Genomic DNA, 16,185 nt, shown 5'->3' with positions numbered 1-16,185 from the left:
CTACTCGACCGTCACCGACTTGGCGAGGTTCCGCGGCTGATCCACGTCGAAGCCCTTCGCGGACGCGAGCTCGTGGGCGAAGATCTGCAGCGGGATCACGCTCAGCAGCGGAGTCATCAGCACCGGTGCGTCGGGCACGTAGAAGATCTCGTCCGCGTGCCTCGCGGCCTCCTCATCACCCTCGACGGCGATCACGAGCGTGCGGGCGCCGCGCGCTCGCACCTCCTGCACGTTGGACAGCACCTTGGCATGGAGCGACTCAGGACCGTGCGGGCTCGGAACGATCACGAACACCGGCTTGTCCTGCTCGACGAGCGCGATGGGGCCGTGCTTGAGCTCACCGGCGGCGAAGCCCTCGGCGTGGATGTATGCCAGCTCCTTGAGCTTGAGCGCACCCTCGAGCGCGACCGGGAAGCCCACATGGCGACCCAGGAACAGCACGGTGTGCTCGTCCGCCATGGAGCGCGCGACCACCCGGATGGGCTCCGCGGTGTCGAGCACTCGCTGGATCTTGGCGGGCATCGCGTCGAGCTCGGAGAGAAGCGCCGCGATCTCGTCGGGGAACTTGTTGCCGCGGAGCTCGGCGAGGAAGATGCCGAGCAGGTACGACGCGGTGATCTGCGCGAGGAACGCCTTGGTCGAGGCGACAGCGATCTCGGGACCGGCGCGGGTGTAAAGCACCGCGTCTGCCTCGCGCGCGATCGTCGAGCCCTGCGTGTTGACGATGCCGATCACCGTCGCACCCTGCTGCTGCGCGTGCCGCACGGCCATGATGGTGTCCATGGTCTCGCCGGACTGGCTGATCGCCACGACGAGGGTCTTGATGTTCACCACCGGATCGCGGTAGCGGAACTCGTGCGCCAGGTCGACCTCGACGGGAATGCGCGTCCAGTGCTCGATCGCGTAGCGCGCGACCAGTCCCGCATAGCTCGCGGTCCCGCACGCGACCACGATGATCTTGTCGATGGACTTGAGCACGTACTCGTCGATGAGCCCCTCGTCGAGGCGCAGTCGACCGTTCTCGTCCACGCGTCCACGAAGCGTGTCCGCGACCGCCGTGGGCTGGTCGTGGATCTCCTTGTCCATGAACGTCGCGAAGCCGCCCTTCTCGGCAGCGGCGGCGTCCCAGTCCACGTGATACGGCTCGCGCTCCACGACTGCACCGGAAGCATCGGTGACCACGACGGAGGTGGGCGTGATCTCCACGACCTCGTCCTGCCCGAGCTCCAGGGCGGTGCGGGTGTGCTCGATGAAAGCCACGACGTCCGAGCCCAGGAAGTTCTCGCCGTCGCCGAGACCGACGACCAGCGGAGAGTTGCGACGAGCGCCGACGACGGTGCGCGGCTCGCGCACGTCCACCGCGAGCAGCGTGAAGGCGCCCTCGAGCCGCGTCGCGACCGCGCGCATCGCGTCGGCGAGGCCGAGCCCCTGGTCGACGTAGGTCGCGAGCAGGTGCGCGGCGACCTCGGTGTCGGTGTCCGACAGGAAGTCGACGCCCTGCGCCATGAGCTCGTCGCGGAGCCTGTGGTGGTTCTCGATGATGCCGTTGTGGATCAGCGCGAGACGGCCGCCGGCCGCGAGGTGCGGGTGCGCATTCGCGTCGGTGGGGGCGCCGTGCGTCGCCCACCGGGTGTGTCCGATGGCGGCGGTCGACGGCGGCAGCGGGTGCTCAGCGATCGCCGTCGACAGTCGCTCGAGCTTGCCCGCACGCTTCGCGATCGCGACCCGGTCCGGATCGTTGCCCACGAGGGCGATGCCCGCGGAGTCGTACCCGCGATACTCGAGGCGGGCAAGCCCACCCATGATGACGCGCTCCGGGCGCGAGTCAGGCTCTCCCGAGCCTACGTATCCCACAATGCCGCACATAGGAGATGAGTCTACGGGCCGATGGGCGCAGCGGCGGCGGCGAGCGCGTCGCGGGGCATCGCCGACCATGGGGTTGAATGGTCGAGTGAACGAACGATCAGCCGAGGACGTCGCCAGTCCTTTCGTCACCTTCTCCCGTCCCGAGTGGTCCGCGTTGGCCGACACCACGCCGCTGCCACTGACGGAAGAGGACATCGCCCGCGTGCGCGGTCTCGGCGATCCCATCGATCTCGCCGAGGTCGACACCATCTACCGGCCGCTGTCGAGGCTCCTGAACCTGTACTCCGGCGCGACTGGCGAGCTCCATGCCGCGACGAGCGCGTTCCTGGGCGAACGCGCGTCCCGCACTCCGTTCGTCATCGGCATCGCCGGCTCCGTCGCCGTGGGGAAGTCGACGACGGCACGGGTGCTGCGCGAGCTGATGGGGCGCTGGCCCGAGACCCCGCGCGTCTCGCTCGTCACGACCGACGGGTTCCTCTACCCCAACGCGGTGCTGCGCAAGCGCGGGATCCTCGACCGCAAGGGGTTCCCCGAGTCCTACGACCGGCGTGCGCTGCGCCAGTTCATCGCGGACGTGAAGTCGGGGCTGCCCGAGGTCCATGCGCCCGTCTACTCGCACCTCACCTACGACATCGTGCCGGGAGAACGCATCGCCGTGCGCCAGCCCGACGTCCTCATCGTCGAGGGCCTCAACGTCCTGCAGCCGGCGACCCCGCGCGACCTCGACGACACGGCGCTGGCCGTCTCCGACTACTTCGACGTGTCGATCTACGTCGACGCCCAGCCGCACAACGTGCGGCGCTGGTACATCGACCGGTTCCTCCAGCTGCGCGCGACGGCGTTCACCAAGCCCGAGTCCTACTTCCACTCCTATTCATCGCTCAGCGACGAGGAGGCGACGGCCCGCGCGGGCGAGATCTGGGACGCGATCAACGCCCCCAACCTGGCGCGCAACATCGCCCCCACGCGATCGCGAGCGACGATCATCCTCGCGAAGGGCGAGGATCACCAGGTCGAATCGGTGCGCATGCGCAAGCTGTGAGCGCCTGACGGGCGCCGCGCGACCAGCGTGAACGTGAGCGGAATCCGCTCACGCAGAGGCGCTGGATACGCGCACTCCCCGCCCTCGGTCTCCTCCATCATGTCGCTGAACCGCCAGGGCAACGTGTCGCCCTCGTCCAGCCGCTCGATCGACAGGCCCGCGCCGATCACGGCGTTCACCACCTCCGACAGCGGGTGCGGGTACTCATACGTGCGGGGGCTCTGCACCACGCCATCGCCCGCGTAGGTGGAGTCGTCGTCCCAGACCTGTCCCCTCCCATCGGCGAAGTATCGGTAGCGGGTGACCAGACCCTCGGCGTTCTCGTCGAGCGAGTACATCGCGGGGTGGCCGTCCCGGATGTAGAACAGTCCGCCGGGGCGCAGCAGCGCGGCGATCTGGCCCGCCCACCGGTCCAGGTCGTGGAGCCAGGTGATGGTGCCGATGCTCGTGTAGACCACGTCGAAATCGCCCTGGACGGCCGCGCGGGCGTCGAGCACGTCCGACTCGACCCACGTGGCGTCGATGCCCAGCTCGTGTGCGAGCGCGGCCGCCGCAGCAAGCGCCGACGGCGAGAAGTCGACGCCCGTCACGCGTGCGCCTGCGCGGGCGAGGGACACGGTGTCCGTCCCGATGTGGCATTGCAGGTGGCAGAGGTCAAGCCCGGAGAGCCCCTGGGGAAGGAACGGTGCCATCGCCTCGACATCGGTGCGGGCGACCGAGCTGAGTCGCGCAGGGTCGGCGCGCAGCTCATCGATCGCATACGCCCCCAGGTGGAGCGGCACCCGGGACTCCCAGTTCGCGAGGTTCGCTGCCCGCGCATCGGTCCACTCGATCTCGACGTCGTCCCCCGAGCTGGTCATCGCCGTGTGTCTCCGGTGCCCTCCGAGACGTCGCTCTCGTCGGGAGCGACGGGCGTGCCCGCGACGTCGTCGCCGCGCACGTCCCCTACGTGGTCGTCGCCGTGGCCGGCACGGTGACCCGAGTGCTGCTCGCGCCACTCGGCGCGGCGCTCGATGCGATGCTCGTGACGCGCCTCCCGCTCGGCTGCGGCGTGCTCAGCGCGCTCGCGCTCCTCGTCGGTCAGCGACTCCTCGATGTCGCCCGCGAGGTCGGGGAGCTCAGGCGTGCTCAGGCCGAACCACGACAGCACCTTGTCCACGAAGAGCCCGAGCACCACGCCGGCGGCGACGCCCACCACGATCGACAGCAGCAGATTGTCATCGGGGAAGATCGCTCCGGCGGCGGAGCCGAGCGCGATGCTCCAGGCGGCCCAGATCGTGACCGCGATCGCGTCGACCCCCATGAAGCGCCGGTGGGGGTAGCGCAGGGCGCCCGCGGACAGGTTCACCAGCACGCGGCCCATGGGGACGAACCTGGCGGCGATGATGAATGTGGGGCCGCGCTTCTCCAGCTGCGTCTCCGCCCAGTCGAGTCCGCGACGCCAGCGGTCGCGCTTGAAGATCCGCCATCGCCGCACATCCGCGCGGGAGCCGATGAGGTACGCCACCTGGTCGCCGCCCCATGCTCCGACGGCGCCGCACAGGAAGATCAGCACCAGGATCGGGCTGCCCGTCTGGAGCGATGCCGTGGCCGTCGCGATGATCACGGACTCGCTGGGCACCACCGGGAAGAAGCCGTCGATGAACGACAGCACCAGCACCCCCGGGTAGATCCACAGGGACTCGCTGAGCTCCAGCACGAACTCCTCGACTATCGAGGAGAAGTGCAGGAACCAGTCGACAAAGGAGGCGTCATCCACGGGACCAGTCTCCCAGCCCCCACACGTGAGCGCGATGGGGCATCACCCTGATAGCGGTCCTGCATAAGGCCGATGCGGTGGCGGGGGGGCGGAGTCGCGGCGGCAGTGCCGACGAACGGCGGGCGACCCTGGGCGGTGGCCTGCAGCCGTGGACTAGAGCGTGAGGCGGGCGCGCACCACATCGGCGAGCGCATCGGCGTGCCGCTGGGCGTCCTCGGCGGTGGTCGCCTCGACCATCACGCGCACCAGGCTCTCGGTGCCGGAGGGGCGGAGCAGCACCCGGCCGGAGTCGCCGAGCGCGCTGCGGGCGGCGGCTACGGCCTCCTGGACGACCTCGTCGCTGTAGACGCGCGTGCGGTCGGCGCCGGCAACATTGATGAGCACCTGCGGAAGTGTCGCGATGCTCGCGCACTGGTCGCGCAGCGAATCGCCGGCGGCCACCTGTGCCCCCACCAGGAGCGAGGTCAGGACGCCGTCACCGGTCGTCGCGTAGTCGGCGACGATGATGTGACCGGACTGCTCGCCGCCGAGCGAGAACCCGCCGTCACGCATCGCCTCGAGCACGTAGCGGTCGCCCACTCCGGACTCGACGATGGCGATGCCGGCGGCCTGCATGGCGCGGTGGAGTCCCAGGTTCGACATCAGCGTGGCGACCAAGGTGTCGTGGTAGAGCGCTCCCGAGCGCTGCATCGACAGTGCGAGCAGGCCCATGATCGCATCGCCGTTGACCACGGCGCCGGTGTGATCGACCGCGAGGCAGCGGTCCGCATCCCCGTCGTAGGCGACGCCCAGATCGGCGCCGCGTGCGACGACCGTCTCGCTCAGCCCGTCGAGGTGGGTCGAGCCCACGCCGTCGTTGATGTTGTGGCCGTTCGGCTCCGCGTGCATCACGTGCACGTCGGCGCCTGCGGCCACGAGCGCACGGGGACCCACGATGCTGGCGGCGCCGTGCGCGGCGTCGACAACGATCGACAGTCCGGCGAGCGGCGTGTCGGTGCCGGCGAACGAGCGCGCGGCGGACACCACGTGCTGCACATAGTCCTCGGCAAGGCCGGGGGCCGGAGAGATCGTTCCGACGGCGGCGCCCGTGGGGCGATCCCAGTCGGCGCCGAGTCGGTCCTCGATCGCGACCTCGACCGCATCGTCCAGCTTGTGGCCGCCACGGGAGAAGAACTTGATGCCGTTGTCCGGCATCGGGTTGTGCGACGCGGAGATGACGACGCCGATGTCCGCATCGGTCGACGCGGTCAGGTAGGCGACGCCCGGCGTGGGGAGGACCCCCACGTCGAGCACGTCGACGCCGGCGGACGCCAGGCCCGCGGCCACGGCCGAGGACAGGAACTGACCGGACACGCGAGTGTCCCGGCCCAGCACCGCACGGGGCCGGTGGCCCGCGAACTCGCCTCGTTCGGCGAGAACGAAGGCTGCGGCCACGGCGAGGTCCACGGCCAACTCTGCCGTGATATCACGGTTCGCCAGGCCACGGACCCCGTCCGTGCCGAACAGTCGCGCCATGCGCGGCCGGTTAGCGCTTCGAGTACTGCGGAGCGCGACGGGCCTTCTTGAGACCCGCCTTCTTGCGCTCGACCACGCGGGCGTCGCGGGTGAGGAAGCCGGCCTTCTTGAGAGCGGCGCGGTTGGTGTCCTCGTCGATCTCGTTCAGGGCACGGGCCACGCCGAGGCGCAGCGCGCCGGCCTGACCCGAGGGGCCACCGCCGGTGATGCGGGCGTGGACATCGAACTTGCCGTCGATGTCGAGCAGCGTGAACGGGTCGTTCACGAGCTGCTGGTGGACCTTGTTGGGGAAGTACGTCTCGAGCGAGCGGCCGTTGATCTTCCACTCGCCGGTGCCGGGCACCAGGCGAACGCGGGCGATGGCCTGCTTGCGACGACCCAGACCAGCGCCGGGGGCGATGGTCGAGGATCCCTTGCCGCGCTCGGGCGCGGACTCGGAGGTGTACTCGGTGGGCGTGTCGTTCTCGACAGTCTCAGTCACGTTGATCAGTCCTTGATGCGGGGCGCTACTGCGCCACCTGCGAGATCTCGAACGCCTGCGGCTGCTGCGCGGCGTGGGGGTGCTCGGGGCCTGCATAGACCTTGAGCTTGGACAGCTGGGCACGGCCGAGCTTGGTGTGGGGCAGCATGCCTCGCACCGCGTTCTCGATGACCCGCTGAGGGTTCTTCTCGAGGAGCTCGCCGATCGGCACGGCCGAGAGGCCGCCCGGGAAGCCCGAGTGACGGTAGACCATCTTGTCGGTCGCCTTGGTCCCCGACAGGGACACCTTCTCGGCGTTGATGACGATGACGAAGTCGCCGCCGTCGACGTGGGGGGCAAAGGTCGCCTTGTGCTTGCCGCGGATCAGCGAAGCGGCCTGAGAGGCCAGACGACCGAGAACCACGTCAGCAGCATCGATGACGTACCAGTCGTTGGTCACGTCACCCGGCTTGGGAGAATACGTACGCACTGTGAAGCCTTCTAACTCGTGAACGATGGGCGGAGCTGTGAGCACCGCAAGGGTTCGGTCGGCGGGTCCGGCGGAGGCGAGTGGGAAACACCATTCCACGTGGAACGCACAACGACAGGCAAGTCTACCGGGACGCGTGCGACATGGTCAATTCCGGGCGCCCAGGGCGGCCGATGCGACCCGGGGATCCGGGCCTCGTCGTCGCCCGATCAAGGGTTGCGCCGGGCGCGCGTGGCGAGCGCCCGAGCGGCCAGCTGCTCGTCCGGCGGGTAGGTGACCTCCTCGAGAGTGAGGCCGTGCGCCGGCGCCACGGCGACCGCCCCGGACCGCCCGCCTGTCGCCGCCACTCGTGCCAGCCATGAGAGGTCGCGGTGCCCCTCCCCCACGTCCAACAGCGCTCCCACCAGGGAGCGCACCATCGAGTGACAGAACGCATCGGCCCGCACGGTGGCCACCACCAGTCCCGCGTCGGGTCCGGTGGGGATGCGTTCCCAGGACAGCTCGGTGAGGTCCCGGACCGTCGTCGCGCCGTGACGGGGGCGGCAGAACGGGGCGAAGTCCCGCAATCCCACCAGCGTCGCAGCGGCCTCGTTGAGCGCGTCGACGTCGAGAGCGCGGTCGTGCCACAGGACGTGCCTGCGCGTCAGCGGGTCGCGGAGCGAGACCTCGTCGCACACGCGGTAGGCGTACCGCCGCTCCATCGCGGAGAAGCGAGCGTCGAAGCTCGCCGGCACCACGGTGGCCCGACGGACCGTGATGTCGTCCGCGGTGACGCCATCGAGCCGGTGACGCATGCCCTGCTCCAGGGTGCGGCGCGAATGCCCCGCCATCCTCGCCCATGACGCGACGGGAACGTCGACGTGGGCGACCTGACCGCGCGCGTGGACCCCGGCGTCGGTGCGTCCGGCGACCGTGGTCCGCACGGCGACGGAGCCGCCATCGTCGTCTCGGACGATGCGCGCCAGCGCGCTCTCCAGGTCTCCTTGGATCGTGCGCAGTCCCGGCTGGACGGCCCAGCCCAAGAAGTCGGTGCCGTCGTAAGACAGGTCGAGGCGGACCCTCACGACCTCACTGGAATCCAGCCTGGTCATGAGAGCCCGCCTCGTACGTGCGCGTTCACGCGAGCTCTCGCCCGCGCATCGGCGGTGCTACTTGTCGTCGGCCTTGGTGGCAGAAGAATCGTCAGCGCCCTCGGCGGGGGCCTCGGCGTTCTCTGCCTCGACCTCCTCGGGCTTGACCTCGGGCTCGGACGCGGGGGCGTCCGTCGAAGCGGCGTCGGCCTTGGCGGCCTTGCCGGACTTCGCCTGAGGAGCGGCCTTCTTGGTCGCCTTCTCGGCTTCCTTCTTCACGGCCTTCTTGGCAGGTGCACCGAACTCGACGAGCTCGATGACAGCCATGGGCGCGTTGTCACCCTTGCGGGTGCCGACCTTCGTGATGCGGGTGTAGCCGCCGTCGCGCTCGGCGAAGCCGGGGCCGATCTCGGTGAAGAGCGTGTGGACCACGCTCTTGTCCGAGAGCAGCCCGAGCACCTTGCGGCGCGAGGCGAGGTCGCCACGCTTCGCGAAGGTGACGAGACGCTCGGCGTACGGGCGCAGGCGCTTGGCCTTGGTGGCGGTGGTCGTGATGCGGCCGTGCTCGAAGAGGCTCTGCGCCAGGTTCGCCAGGATGTGGCGCTCGTGGGCAGGACCGCCGCCGAGGCGCGCTCCCTTAGTGGGGGTAGGCATGATGCGTGGTTCTCCTTGTTACTCTTCGCTGCCCGAGAAGTACACGCCCGCTGAGGAGCCGTCGTACTCGGTGCCGCCGTCCTTGAGGGAGAAGCCCAGCTCGGCGAGCTTCTCCTTGACCTCGGTGATCGACTTCTGCCCGAAGTTGCGGATGTCCATCAGGTCCGCTTCCGAGCGGGCGGTGAGCTCGCCCACGGTGTGGATGCCCTCGCGCTTGAGGCAGTTGTACGACCGCTGCGTGAGGTTCAGCTCCTCGATGGGCTGGTTGTAGTCCTCCTCGAGCGACTCGTCGGTGTCCGACGGGCCGATCTCGATGCCCTCGGCGGCCTCGTTGAGGCCCTTCGCGAGCGAGAACAGCTCGACCAGGGTCGACCCTGCCGACGCGAGCGCGTCACGAGCAGAGATCGACGACTTGGTCTCGACGTCGATGATCAGCTCGTCGAAGTCGGTGCGCTGGGCCACACGAGTGGCCTCGACCTTGTAGGTGACCTTGAGCACTGGCGAGTAGATCGAGTCGACCGGGATCTGGCCGATCTCGGCGTCATAGCTCTTGTTCATCGACGAGGGAACGTAGCCGCGACCGCGCTCCACCGTGAGCTCGACCTCGAACTTCGCCTTCGAGTTCAGCGTCGCGATGTGCAGGTCCGGGTTGTGGACCTCCACACCTGCCGGCGGTGCGATGTCCGCCGCGGTCACGGCGCCAGCGCCGGACTTGCGGAGGTACATCACGACGGGCTCGTCGTGCTCGGAGGAGACGACCAGGTTCTTGAGGTTCAGCATGATCTCGGTCACGTCCTCCTTCACGCCCTCGATGGTCGTGAACTCGTGGAGGACGCCCTCGAAGCGCACCGACGTGATGGCCGCGCCAGGGATCGACGACAGCAGGGTGCGGCGGAGCGAGTTGCCGAGCGTGTAGCCGAAGCCAGGCTCGAGCGGCTTGAGGGAGAACTGCGAACGGTTGTCCGAGATGACCTTCTCGGTCAGGGTGGGACGCTGTGCAATGAGCACTGTTCATTTCCTTTCCGAGCACCCGCTATTTGATGCTCGCAAGATCCGGCGGAGTTCGGTCCCGCCGGGGTCACGGTTCTTCAGTTGACCGTCCTGCCCCCGGCGCCAAAGCGAGCGCCGGGGAGGACGTGGGGCGTCAGGATGACGCCAACGTTCGCTAGTTGCGGCGACGCTTGGGCGGGCGGCAGCCGTTGTGCGCCTGCGGGGTCACGTCCTTGATGGACGTCACCTCGAGGCCAGCTGCGGTGAGCGAACGAATCGCGGTGTCGCGACCCGAGCCCGGTCCCTTGACGAACACGTCGACCTTGCTCATGCCGGCGTCCTGCGCGCGGCGTGCGGCTGCCTCGGCGGCCATCTGCGCGGCGTAGGGAGTCGACTTGCGAGAGCCCTTGAAGCCCACCTGACCAGACGACGACCACGACACCACGGCACCCGAGGGGTCCGTGATCGAGATGATCGTGTTGTTGAAGGTGGACTTGATGTGCGCCTGGCCGTGCGCGACGGTCTTCTTGATCTTCTTGCGCGGCTTGCGGGTAGGTGCTGCCATGGCTTACTTCTTCTTTCCGGCGACGGTCTTCTTGGGGCCCTTGCGCGTGCGGGCATTGGTCTTCGTGCGCTGACCACGGACGGGCATGCCACGACGGTGGCGCAGTCCCTGGTAGTTGCCGATTTCGACCTTGCGGCGGATGTCGCCCTGCACCTCGCGGCGCAGGTCGCCCTCCACCTGGAAGTTGGCCTCGATGAAGTCGCGGATCGCGACCAGCTCGGTGTCCGACGCGTCCTTGACGCGCAGGTCCGCGCTGATGCCGGTGGCGGCGAGAATCTGCGCCGCACGAGTGCGGCCGATTCCGTAGATATAGGTGAGCGCGATCTCCATGCGCTTGTCGCGCGGGAGATCGACACCAACGATGCGTGCCATATGTCTGTTGCTACTCCTCAGTAGTCGGAGGTCTGACGCTCAAGCTTCCCGCGGGTGATGGTGCGGGCCACGGCCTCCGAGCCGTGGGCTACCTCTCGGTTGCCTGAACGTGTCTTGCGGGTGTGTCTAACCCTGACGCTGCTTGTGGCGCAGGTTCTCGCAGATGACCATGACTCGGCCGTTACGGCGGATGACCTTGCACTTCTCGCAGATCGGCTTGACGCTGGGCTTAACCTTCATTTTTCTTTCCTTCGCCGTCGGCGCTGATGACGCAGGTGCGCGCCGGCGACGACTTACTTGTAGCGGTAGACGATACGGCCGCGGGACAGGTCGTAAGGGCTCAACTCGACGACTACGCGGTCCTCGGGGAGGATCCGGATGTAGTGCTGTCGCATCTTGCCTGAGATGTGTGCGAGGACGAGATGACCATTGGTCAGCTCCACTCGGAAGGAGGCATTGGGAAGTGCCTCCACGACCGAGCCCTCGACCTCGATGACGCCGTCTTTCTTGGCCATGGACTCCACTCACATTGGTTGACGGTTATCCGGGCGCGCGAAAACGCCCGACGCACCACTATACGGGAGTTCTGAGCGCTTCTCAACCGCGCCTGCGGGGCCGCCATGGCCGCGCGCGCGGGAGGGCTCAGCGGAAGCTGTTGCGAAGCCGCTGGACCGCGGATCCGGAGATCTGCGGGTTGCGGTGGTCTGCGAGGTTGCGGATCACCGAGGACGGCGTCTTGGGGTTGCCGATCAGGGCCTCGAGAACCTCGATCGAGTGATCGTGGCCCAGCGAGATGAGGGCGCCGACCGGGCAGTCGCCGCGCGTCGCGACTGCGGCACGCACCGTCGGCTCGCGGTGGACGGCGAGGCGCAGCAGATCGGGGCCGGTGACCTCGGGATCGAGCGCCTTGACGACGTCCTCTGAGGCTCCGCGCGTAGACGAGATGCTCACACCCGCTCCTTTTCCGTCGCGATCGCCGGGCCCGGCCCGGCGAGCCCTACCGCTACGGAGGGCTGTGGACATCTTAGGGCGCACCTGCCGCCGCCGCGATGTCATGTGAAGAACACGACAAAGTGGACGCGCACCGGCCCTTGCGCGCCGCTACTGGACCGCGGGTGGATGGGGCGCCGCCGGACCGTCCACGCCCCTGTCGGGGGATGTGGCAGGGGGCGACGACTGCACGACCGGCTTGGGCGCGTAGAACGTCGGTGCGCGGTGTCGGCTGAGCCCCGGGCGAGCGCTCGGAGGGCGAGGTTCCGCTCCGTCTCGCAGCTCAAGCGGGACGTCACCGGTGGCGACGCCCTCCGACACCGGGGGTCTCTCGGGGTCGGTCAACGCGCGCAGCGCCACGCGGCGCACCTCCTGACGGCGGTGCCCGCACAGCCTCAGGAGGGTCTCCCGCGGGGTCGCAGGGTTGCGCGCCACCGCCTTCAGCACCCCGGGGTCGCGATCGCGCGCGAGATTGTCAAGGATTGCGGCCCTCGCACGACCGTTCGAGGCCGCCGCCGCTCTCACGGCGGGCCGCGCATCGTGCGCGAGCGAGGCGAGCACCCCCATGGGGCAGTCCGGTCGTCGTGCCAGAGCCTCGCGGACTGCGGGATCGCGGTGATGGGCCAGCTCGAGGAATCGCGGCCCGGCAAGGTCGGCGCCGGAGGCCTCATGCCAGGCGGGCGAGCCCTCCCGGGACGTCGCGTCCCGGACGCCGCCGATCCCGGAGGCTGCCATGAGGGCGCGCGACCAGGAGCCGTCGTCGCGTGAACCGTGGCTCATTGTCCGCCCCTATGCCGATCACCCCAAGTCGGACCGACGCTACGGCGTCACAGTGGCCGTCACCTGTCTGCCTGCTTGCGGTCAGGTGAAGGTTGAGGCCGTTCTGCGTGAACGGCGCCGCAGCCGGGGTCACTCCGAGGGCGGGCGGAACCCCCGGACGGGCGCGGTGCGCGTGGCTGGCGGAACCGCGAGGCCGGGCCGCACGGGCAGACCGGTCGCGATGTCGACCACGTCTCCCGATCCGAACCCGACCGCGCGGTCCTGAAGCTCGGGCGCGCTCGACGCGAATTGGGTGCCCGCGGCCGGCGCCGCGCCCTGCGCGCTTCCTGCATCGGCGTCATCGATGCGTCGCACCGCGGCGAGGCGCACCTCGGACTTCCGGTGGAAGGCGAGCCGCTCCACGACCTCGACCGGCGTGGACGGATTCGCCAGCAGGGCCTCGAGGACGGGAACGTGCTTGTCCCCCGCCAGGTGATCCAGGACGGTGCCGGGTGCGGTCGGGTTCGCTGCGAGCGCAGTGCGCACCTCGGTCGAGCGATCATGCGCGAAGGACACCATCTGGCCGAGCGCGAGATCACGCCTGGCGGCCAGGACCTCGCGCACCACCGCGTTGCGACTGAGCGAGAGCGCGGCGACCTGCTCGCGCGGCAGACTGGGGGCACCCGCGAGCTCGACCTCTTCGGAGGCTCCCGGTGCGTAGTTGAATCCACGTGCCACGTCAGCGTCCTTCACCCATGACGGGCCGGAACGGCCTGTCCTGACCACCACGGTAGGCAGGCGATGTTGCCCCTGCACGGCCCCCGAGTAACACTTGCGTTTCGTGGGGTGGACTGCGTCACATCCGGGTGAGGCGTCCGTCAGACGAGCGGCGCCGGCTCAATGCCGAACGGAGCGAGGCCCGCACGCCCACCGTCGCTGGCGGTGAGCACCCAGATGCCGCCGTCGTGCACGGCGATCGAGTGCTCCCAGTGCGCACCGCGGGAGCCATCGGCCGAGACGACGGTCCAGTCGTCCTCCAGCACCGTCGAGTCCGACGTCCCCTGGACGAGCATCGGCTCGATCGCCACGCACAGTCCCGGCTTCACGCGCGCCGCCCGGCCGCGGGTGCGGTAGTTCATCACATCGGGAGCCTGGTGCATCGCGGTGCCGATGCCGTGCCCCACGTAGCCGAGCAGCGGATGCAGACCCGCATCGACGGTGACGCCCTCGATGGCGGCCGCGACCTCATCGAGCCGTGACGCCGTGGCCAGCGCCGCGATGCCAGCCCACAGCGATCGGCGCGTGTGCTCCACGAGCTGGACGTCCGCATCTGATCGGGGATCACCGACGATGAACGTAAGCGCCGAGTCGCCGTGCCATCCGTCGACGATCGCGCCGCAGTCGACCGACACCACATCGCCGTCCATGATGATCCGGTCACCAGGGATGCCGTGGACGACCTCGTCGTTGACGGAGACGCAGGCGGTGGCCGGGAACCCGTGGTACCCGAGGAAGTTCGAGGTGGCGCCCGCATCGGCGATGACCGCCGCGGCGGCGCTCTCGATGTCGCGAGTCTTCACACCCGGCGATGCTGCGGATCGCGCGGCCGCCAGAGCGCGTTCGACGATCACGCCCGCCTGGGCCATGACCCGCATCTGATCGCGGGTCTTGTACTCGATGCGGTCGCGCACGCGTCAGCGGTCGTCGACGGCCGCGAGGATCGCCTCGGTCACCGCGTCGATCTCGCGCATGCCATCGACCTGCACCAGCAGGCCGCGGCCGTCGTAGTACGCGGCGACCGGAGCGGTCTGCTTCGCGTACACCTCGAGGCGCTTGCGGATCACGGGCTCGGTGTCGTCCGAGCGCCCCTCGATCTCCGCGCGCTTGAGCAGGCGCTCCGTGACAGCGTCGCGGTCGACGGTGATCTCGATGGCGACGTCGAGCTTCACGTCGAGGTCGGACAGCATCGTGTCGAGCTCGACGGCCTGATCCGGGTTGCGGGGGTACCCGTCGAGCAGGAAGCCGTCGGCGACGTCGTCCTGCGCCAGGCGGTCGCGCACCATGGCATTGGTGACCTCGTCGGGAACGAGGGCGCCGGCCGACATGTACTCCTGGGCGCGCCGGCCCAGCTCGGTGTTGCCCTGCACGTTCGCACGGAAGATGTCGCCGGTCGAGATCGCGGGGACGCCCCACCGCTCTGCGAGTCGGGTGGCCTGGGTGCCCTTGCCCGCTCCGGGCGGGCCGAGGAGGACGGTGCGCATTACTTGAGGAACCCTTCATAGTGGCGCTGCTCCAGCTGAGACTGGATGCGCTTGACGGTGTCGAGACCCACGCCCACGAGGATCAGAATCGACGCTCCGCCGAACGGGATCGACGTGCTGAGACCCAGGAACACGAACGTGATCGTGGGCACCAGGGCGACGGCCGCGAGGTACAGCGAGCCCGCAGCGGTGATACGGGACAGCACGTAGGAGAGGAAATCGGCCGTGGGCTGACCCGGACGGATGCCTGGGATGAACCCGCCGTACTTCTTCATGTTGTCTGCCACGTCGTTCGGGTTGAACGTGATCGCGGTGTAGAAGTACGCGAAGAAGATGATCAGCACGATGTACAGCGCGATGTTCAGGGGCGCCGCCGGATCGGCCACGTTGTCGCGCAGCCAGATGATCACGTCGTTCGGATCGTTGCCTGCGAACTGGCTGATCACCTGCGGCAGCATCAGCAGCGACGACGCGAAGATCACGGGGATGATGCCCGCCATGTTGATCTTGATCGGGATGTACGTCGACGATCCGCCGAGCATGCGGCGACCCACCATGCGCTTGGCGTACTGGACGGGGATGCGACGCTGCGACTGCTCGACGAAGACGACGGCGGCGATCACGACCATGACCACGATGCCGACGATGATCGAGTTCTGCAGGCCGTTCGACGAGTTCCAGATGGCGGAGCCGACGCCGGGGAACGACGCGGCGATCGAGGTGAAGATCAGCAGCGACATGCCGTTGCCCACGCCGCGCTCGGTGATGCGCTCGCCGAGCCACATGATCAGCACGGTGCCGGTGGTCATGGTGAGCACCATGATGGCGATCGTGTACCAGGAGTCGTCCGGGATGATCGGCACGGCGCAGCCCGGGAAGAAGATGTCGTTGCGCGCCATCGTGATGTACGAGGCGGACTGCAGGAGCGCGAAGCCCACGGTGATGTACCGCGTGTACTGGGTGAGCTTGGCCTGCCCCTCCTGGCCCTCCTTGTTGAGGGCCTCGAAGCGCGGAATCAGCACGCGCAGCAGCTGGACCATGATCGATGCCGTGATGTACGGCATGATGCCCAGCGCGAAGACGGAGAGTTGAAGGAGCGCACCACCGGAGAAGAGGTTCAGCACCTCGAACGCGGAGTTGGTGGTGGTCTGACCGGCACACAACTGCACGTTGGCGTAGTCGATGCCGGGGGTCGGGATCGCAACGCCCAACCGGTAGATCGCGAGGATGCCCAGCGTGAAGAGCAGCTTCTTCCGCAGATCAGGCGTACGAAACGCGCTCAGGAAGCCACTCAGCATTGATGTTCCTCCACTTGTGTGCCGCCGAGTCGGCAGCAAACGGATACGGCGGCAGATAGTCGGAGCGGGCCGCACGTGACGTGCGGCCCGCCCA

At 68.7% G+C, this 16,185-nt stretch carries 20 protein-coding genes; 1 reads left to right on the top strand and 19 read right to left on the bottom strand.

The window, feature by feature from the left end; genetic code table 11:
* Complete coding sequence (gene glmS, locus QQX02_RS08060; RefSeq protein ID WP_301142327.1) at window positions 1-1,866, bottom strand: glutamine--fructose-6-phosphate transaminase (isomerizing); 1,866 nt, start codon at window positions 1,864-1,866, stop codon at window positions 1-3.
* 67 nt (window positions 1,867-1,933) lie between these two features.
* On the opposite strand from glmS, the gene coaA reads away from it, so the two are divergent.
* Complete coding sequence (gene coaA, locus QQX02_RS08055; protein ID WP_436968505.1) at window positions 1,934-2,908, top strand: type I pantothenate kinase; 975 nt, start codon at window positions 1,934-1,936, stop codon at window positions 2,906-2,908.
* On the opposite strand, the gene QQX02_RS08050 is transcribed toward coaA, so the two are convergent.
* The 18 genes from QQX02_RS08050 to secY all read right to left on the bottom strand — a co-directional run bounded on the left by QQX02_RS08050 (window position 2,872) and on the right by secY (window position 16,091).
* Window positions 2,872-3,768, bottom strand: coding sequence for a class I SAM-dependent methyltransferase (locus QQX02_RS08050; protein WP_301142325.1), 897 nt, complete (start codon window positions 3,766-3,768; stop codon window positions 2,872-2,874). The genes coaA and QQX02_RS08050 overlap by 37 nt on opposite strands.
* Complete coding sequence (locus QQX02_RS08045) at window positions 3,765-4,667, bottom strand: DedA family protein (RefSeq protein ID WP_301142323.1); 903 nt, start codon at window positions 4,665-4,667, stop codon at window positions 3,765-3,767. Before QQX02_RS08045 ends, QQX02_RS08050 begins: the two co-directional genes overlap by 4 nt.
* Window positions 4,668-4,820: 153 nt before the next feature.
* Window positions 4,821-6,182, bottom strand: coding sequence for a phosphoglucosamine mutase (gene glmM, locus QQX02_RS08040; RefSeq protein ID WP_301142322.1), 1,362 nt, complete (start codon window positions 6,180-6,182; stop codon window positions 4,821-4,823).
* Window positions 6,183-6,192: 10 nt separating this feature from the next.
* Window positions 6,193-6,663: a 30S ribosomal protein S9 gene (rpsI, locus tag QQX02_RS08035; RefSeq protein WP_202965633.1), complete on the bottom strand. Its 471-nt coding sequence runs from the start codon at window positions 6,661-6,663 to the stop codon at window positions 6,193-6,195.
* A 25-nt stretch (window positions 6,664-6,688) separates the two neighbouring features.
* Window positions 6,689-7,132 (bottom strand): 50S ribosomal protein L13, encoded by a 444-nt coding sequence (gene rplM, locus QQX02_RS08030; RefSeq protein WP_062131574.1) that lies wholly within the window; start codon window positions 7,130-7,132, stop codon window positions 6,689-6,691.
* Window positions 7,133-7,341: 209 nt separating this feature from the next.
* The gene (gene truA / locus QQX02_RS08025; protein WP_301142320.1) at window positions 7,342-8,223 is read right to left on the bottom strand and encodes a tRNA pseudouridine(38-40) synthase TruA; all 882 of its coding nucleotides are present in this window, start codon (window positions 8,221-8,223) and stop codon (window positions 7,342-7,344) included.
* A gap of 57 nt (window positions 8,224-8,280) precedes the next feature.
* On the bottom strand, window positions 8,281-8,856 hold the full coding sequence (gene rplQ, locus QQX02_RS08020) for a 50S ribosomal protein L17 (protein WP_301142319.1): 576 nt from the start codon (window positions 8,854-8,856) through the stop codon (window positions 8,281-8,283).
* Window positions 8,857-8,874: 18 nt separating this feature from the next.
* A complete protein-coding gene (locus tag QQX02_RS08015) occupies window positions 8,875-9,864 on the bottom strand; it encodes a DNA-directed RNA polymerase subunit alpha (protein WP_062131556.1) in 990 nt (329 codons plus the stop codon).
* A 157-nt stretch (window positions 9,865-10,021) separates the two neighbouring features.
* Complete coding sequence (rpsK, locus tag QQX02_RS08010) at window positions 10,022-10,411, bottom strand: 30S ribosomal protein S11 (protein ID WP_061963598.1); 390 nt, start codon at window positions 10,409-10,411, stop codon at window positions 10,022-10,024.
* A 3-nt stretch (window positions 10,412-10,414) separates the two neighbouring features.
* Complete coding sequence (gene rpsM / locus QQX02_RS08005) at window positions 10,415-10,783, bottom strand: 30S ribosomal protein S13 (protein WP_062131553.1); 369 nt, start codon at window positions 10,781-10,783, stop codon at window positions 10,415-10,417.
* 126 nt (window positions 10,784-10,909) lie between these two features.
* On the bottom strand, window positions 10,910-11,023 hold the full coding sequence (gene rpmJ / locus QQX02_RS08000) for a 50S ribosomal protein L36 (protein WP_026917227.1): 114 nt from the start codon (window positions 11,021-11,023) through the stop codon (window positions 10,910-10,912).
* Between the two features lie 53 nt (window positions 11,024-11,076).
* Window positions 11,077-11,298 carry a translation initiation factor IF-1 gene (gene infA, locus QQX02_RS07995; protein ID WP_061963594.1) on the bottom strand — a complete coding sequence of 74 codons (222 nt, stop codon included), beginning with the start codon at window positions 11,296-11,298 and terminating at the stop codon, window positions 11,077-11,079.
* Window positions 11,299-11,425: 127 nt separating this feature from the next.
* On the bottom strand, window positions 11,426-11,734 hold the full coding sequence (locus tag QQX02_RS07990; RefSeq protein ID WP_301142318.1) for a hypothetical protein: 309 nt from the start codon (window positions 11,732-11,734) through the stop codon (window positions 11,426-11,428).
* Window positions 11,735-11,884: 150 nt separating this feature from the next.
* Window positions 11,885-12,553: a hypothetical protein gene (locus tag QQX02_RS07985; RefSeq protein WP_301142317.1), complete on the bottom strand. Its 669-nt coding sequence runs from the start codon at window positions 12,551-12,553 to the stop codon at window positions 11,885-11,887.
* A gap of 129 nt (window positions 12,554-12,682) precedes the next feature.
* Window positions 12,683-13,270: a hypothetical protein gene (locus QQX02_RS07980; RefSeq protein ID WP_301142316.1), complete on the bottom strand. Its 588-nt coding sequence runs from the start codon at window positions 13,268-13,270 to the stop codon at window positions 12,683-12,685.
* A 140-nt stretch (window positions 13,271-13,410) separates the two neighbouring features.
* Complete coding sequence (gene map / locus QQX02_RS07975; protein WP_301142315.1) at window positions 13,411-14,223, bottom strand: type I methionyl aminopeptidase; 813 nt, start codon at window positions 14,221-14,223, stop codon at window positions 13,411-13,413.
* Window positions 14,224-14,226: 3 nt separating this feature from the next.
* On the bottom strand, window positions 14,227-14,793 hold the full coding sequence (locus QQX02_RS07970; RefSeq protein ID WP_301142313.1) for an adenylate kinase: 567 nt from the start codon (window positions 14,791-14,793) through the stop codon (window positions 14,227-14,229).
* Window positions 14,793-16,091, bottom strand: a complete 1,299-nt coding sequence (gene secY, locus QQX02_RS07965; protein WP_301142312.1) for a preprotein translocase subunit SecY — start codon at window positions 16,089-16,091, stop codon at window positions 14,793-14,795. Before secY ends, QQX02_RS07970 begins: the two co-directional genes overlap by 1 nt.
* Window positions 16,092-16,185: the final 94 nt, after the last annotated feature.

The organism is Demequina muriae (genome assembly GCF_030418295.1).
Classification (GTDB): domain Bacteria; phylum Actinomycetota; class Actinomycetes; order Actinomycetales; family Demequinaceae; genus Demequina; species Demequina muriae.
The sequence above is the reverse complement of the archived record's forward strand: the minus strand, read 5'-3'. Positions and strand labels throughout refer to the sequence as shown.

What these genes read in the sequence shown, in the direction of transcription:
- glmS (WP_301142327.1), bottom strand. Translation starts at nt 1,866, where the DNA reads ATGTGCGGCATTGTGGGATACGTAGGCTCGGGAGAGCCTGACTCGCGC.
- coaA (WP_436968505.1), top strand. Translation starts at nt 1,934, where the DNA reads ATGGGGTTGAATGGTCGAGTGAACGAACGATCAGCCGAGGACGTCGCC.
- QQX02_RS08050 (WP_301142325.1), bottom strand. Translation starts at nt 3,768, where the DNA reads ATGACCAGCTCGGGGGACGACGTCGAGATCGAGTGGACCGATGCGCGG.
- glmM (WP_301142322.1), bottom strand. Translation starts at nt 6,182, where the DNA reads ATGGCGCGACTGTTCGGCACGGACGGGGTCCGTGGCCTGGCGAACCGT.
- truA (WP_301142320.1), bottom strand. Translation starts at nt 8,223, where the DNA reads ATGACCAGGCTGGATTCCAGTGAGGTCGTGAGGGTCCGCCTCGACCTG.
- rplQ (WP_301142319.1), bottom strand. Translation starts at nt 8,856, where the DNA reads ATGCCTACCCCCACTAAGGGAGCGCGCCTCGGCGGCGGTCCTGCCCAC.
- rpsK (WP_061963598.1), bottom strand. Translation starts at nt 10,411, where the DNA reads ATGGCAGCACCTACCCGCAAGCCGCGCAAGAAGATCAAGAAGACCGTC.
- rpsM (WP_062131553.1), bottom strand. Translation starts at nt 10,783, where the DNA reads ATGGCACGCATCGTTGGTGTCGATCTCCCGCGCGACAAGCGCATGGAG.
- rpmJ (WP_026917227.1), bottom strand. Translation starts at nt 11,023, where the DNA reads ATGAAGGTTAAGCCCAGCGTCAAGCCGATCTGCGAGAAGTGCAAGGTC.
- infA (WP_061963594.1), bottom strand. Translation starts at nt 11,298, where the DNA reads ATGGCCAAGAAAGACGGCGTCATCGAGGTCGAGGGCTCGGTCGTGGAG.
- QQX02_RS07985 (WP_301142317.1), bottom strand. Translation starts at nt 12,553, where the DNA reads ATGAGCCACGGTTCACGCGACGACGGCTCCTGGTCGCGCGCCCTCATG.
- QQX02_RS07970 (WP_301142313.1), bottom strand. Translation starts at nt 14,793, where the DNA reads ATGCGCACCGTCCTCCTCGGCCCGCCCGGAGCGGGCAAGGGCACCCAG.
- secY (WP_301142312.1), bottom strand. Translation starts at nt 16,091, where the DNA reads ATGCTGAGTGGCTTCCTGAGCGCGTTTCGTACGCCTGATCTGCGGAAG.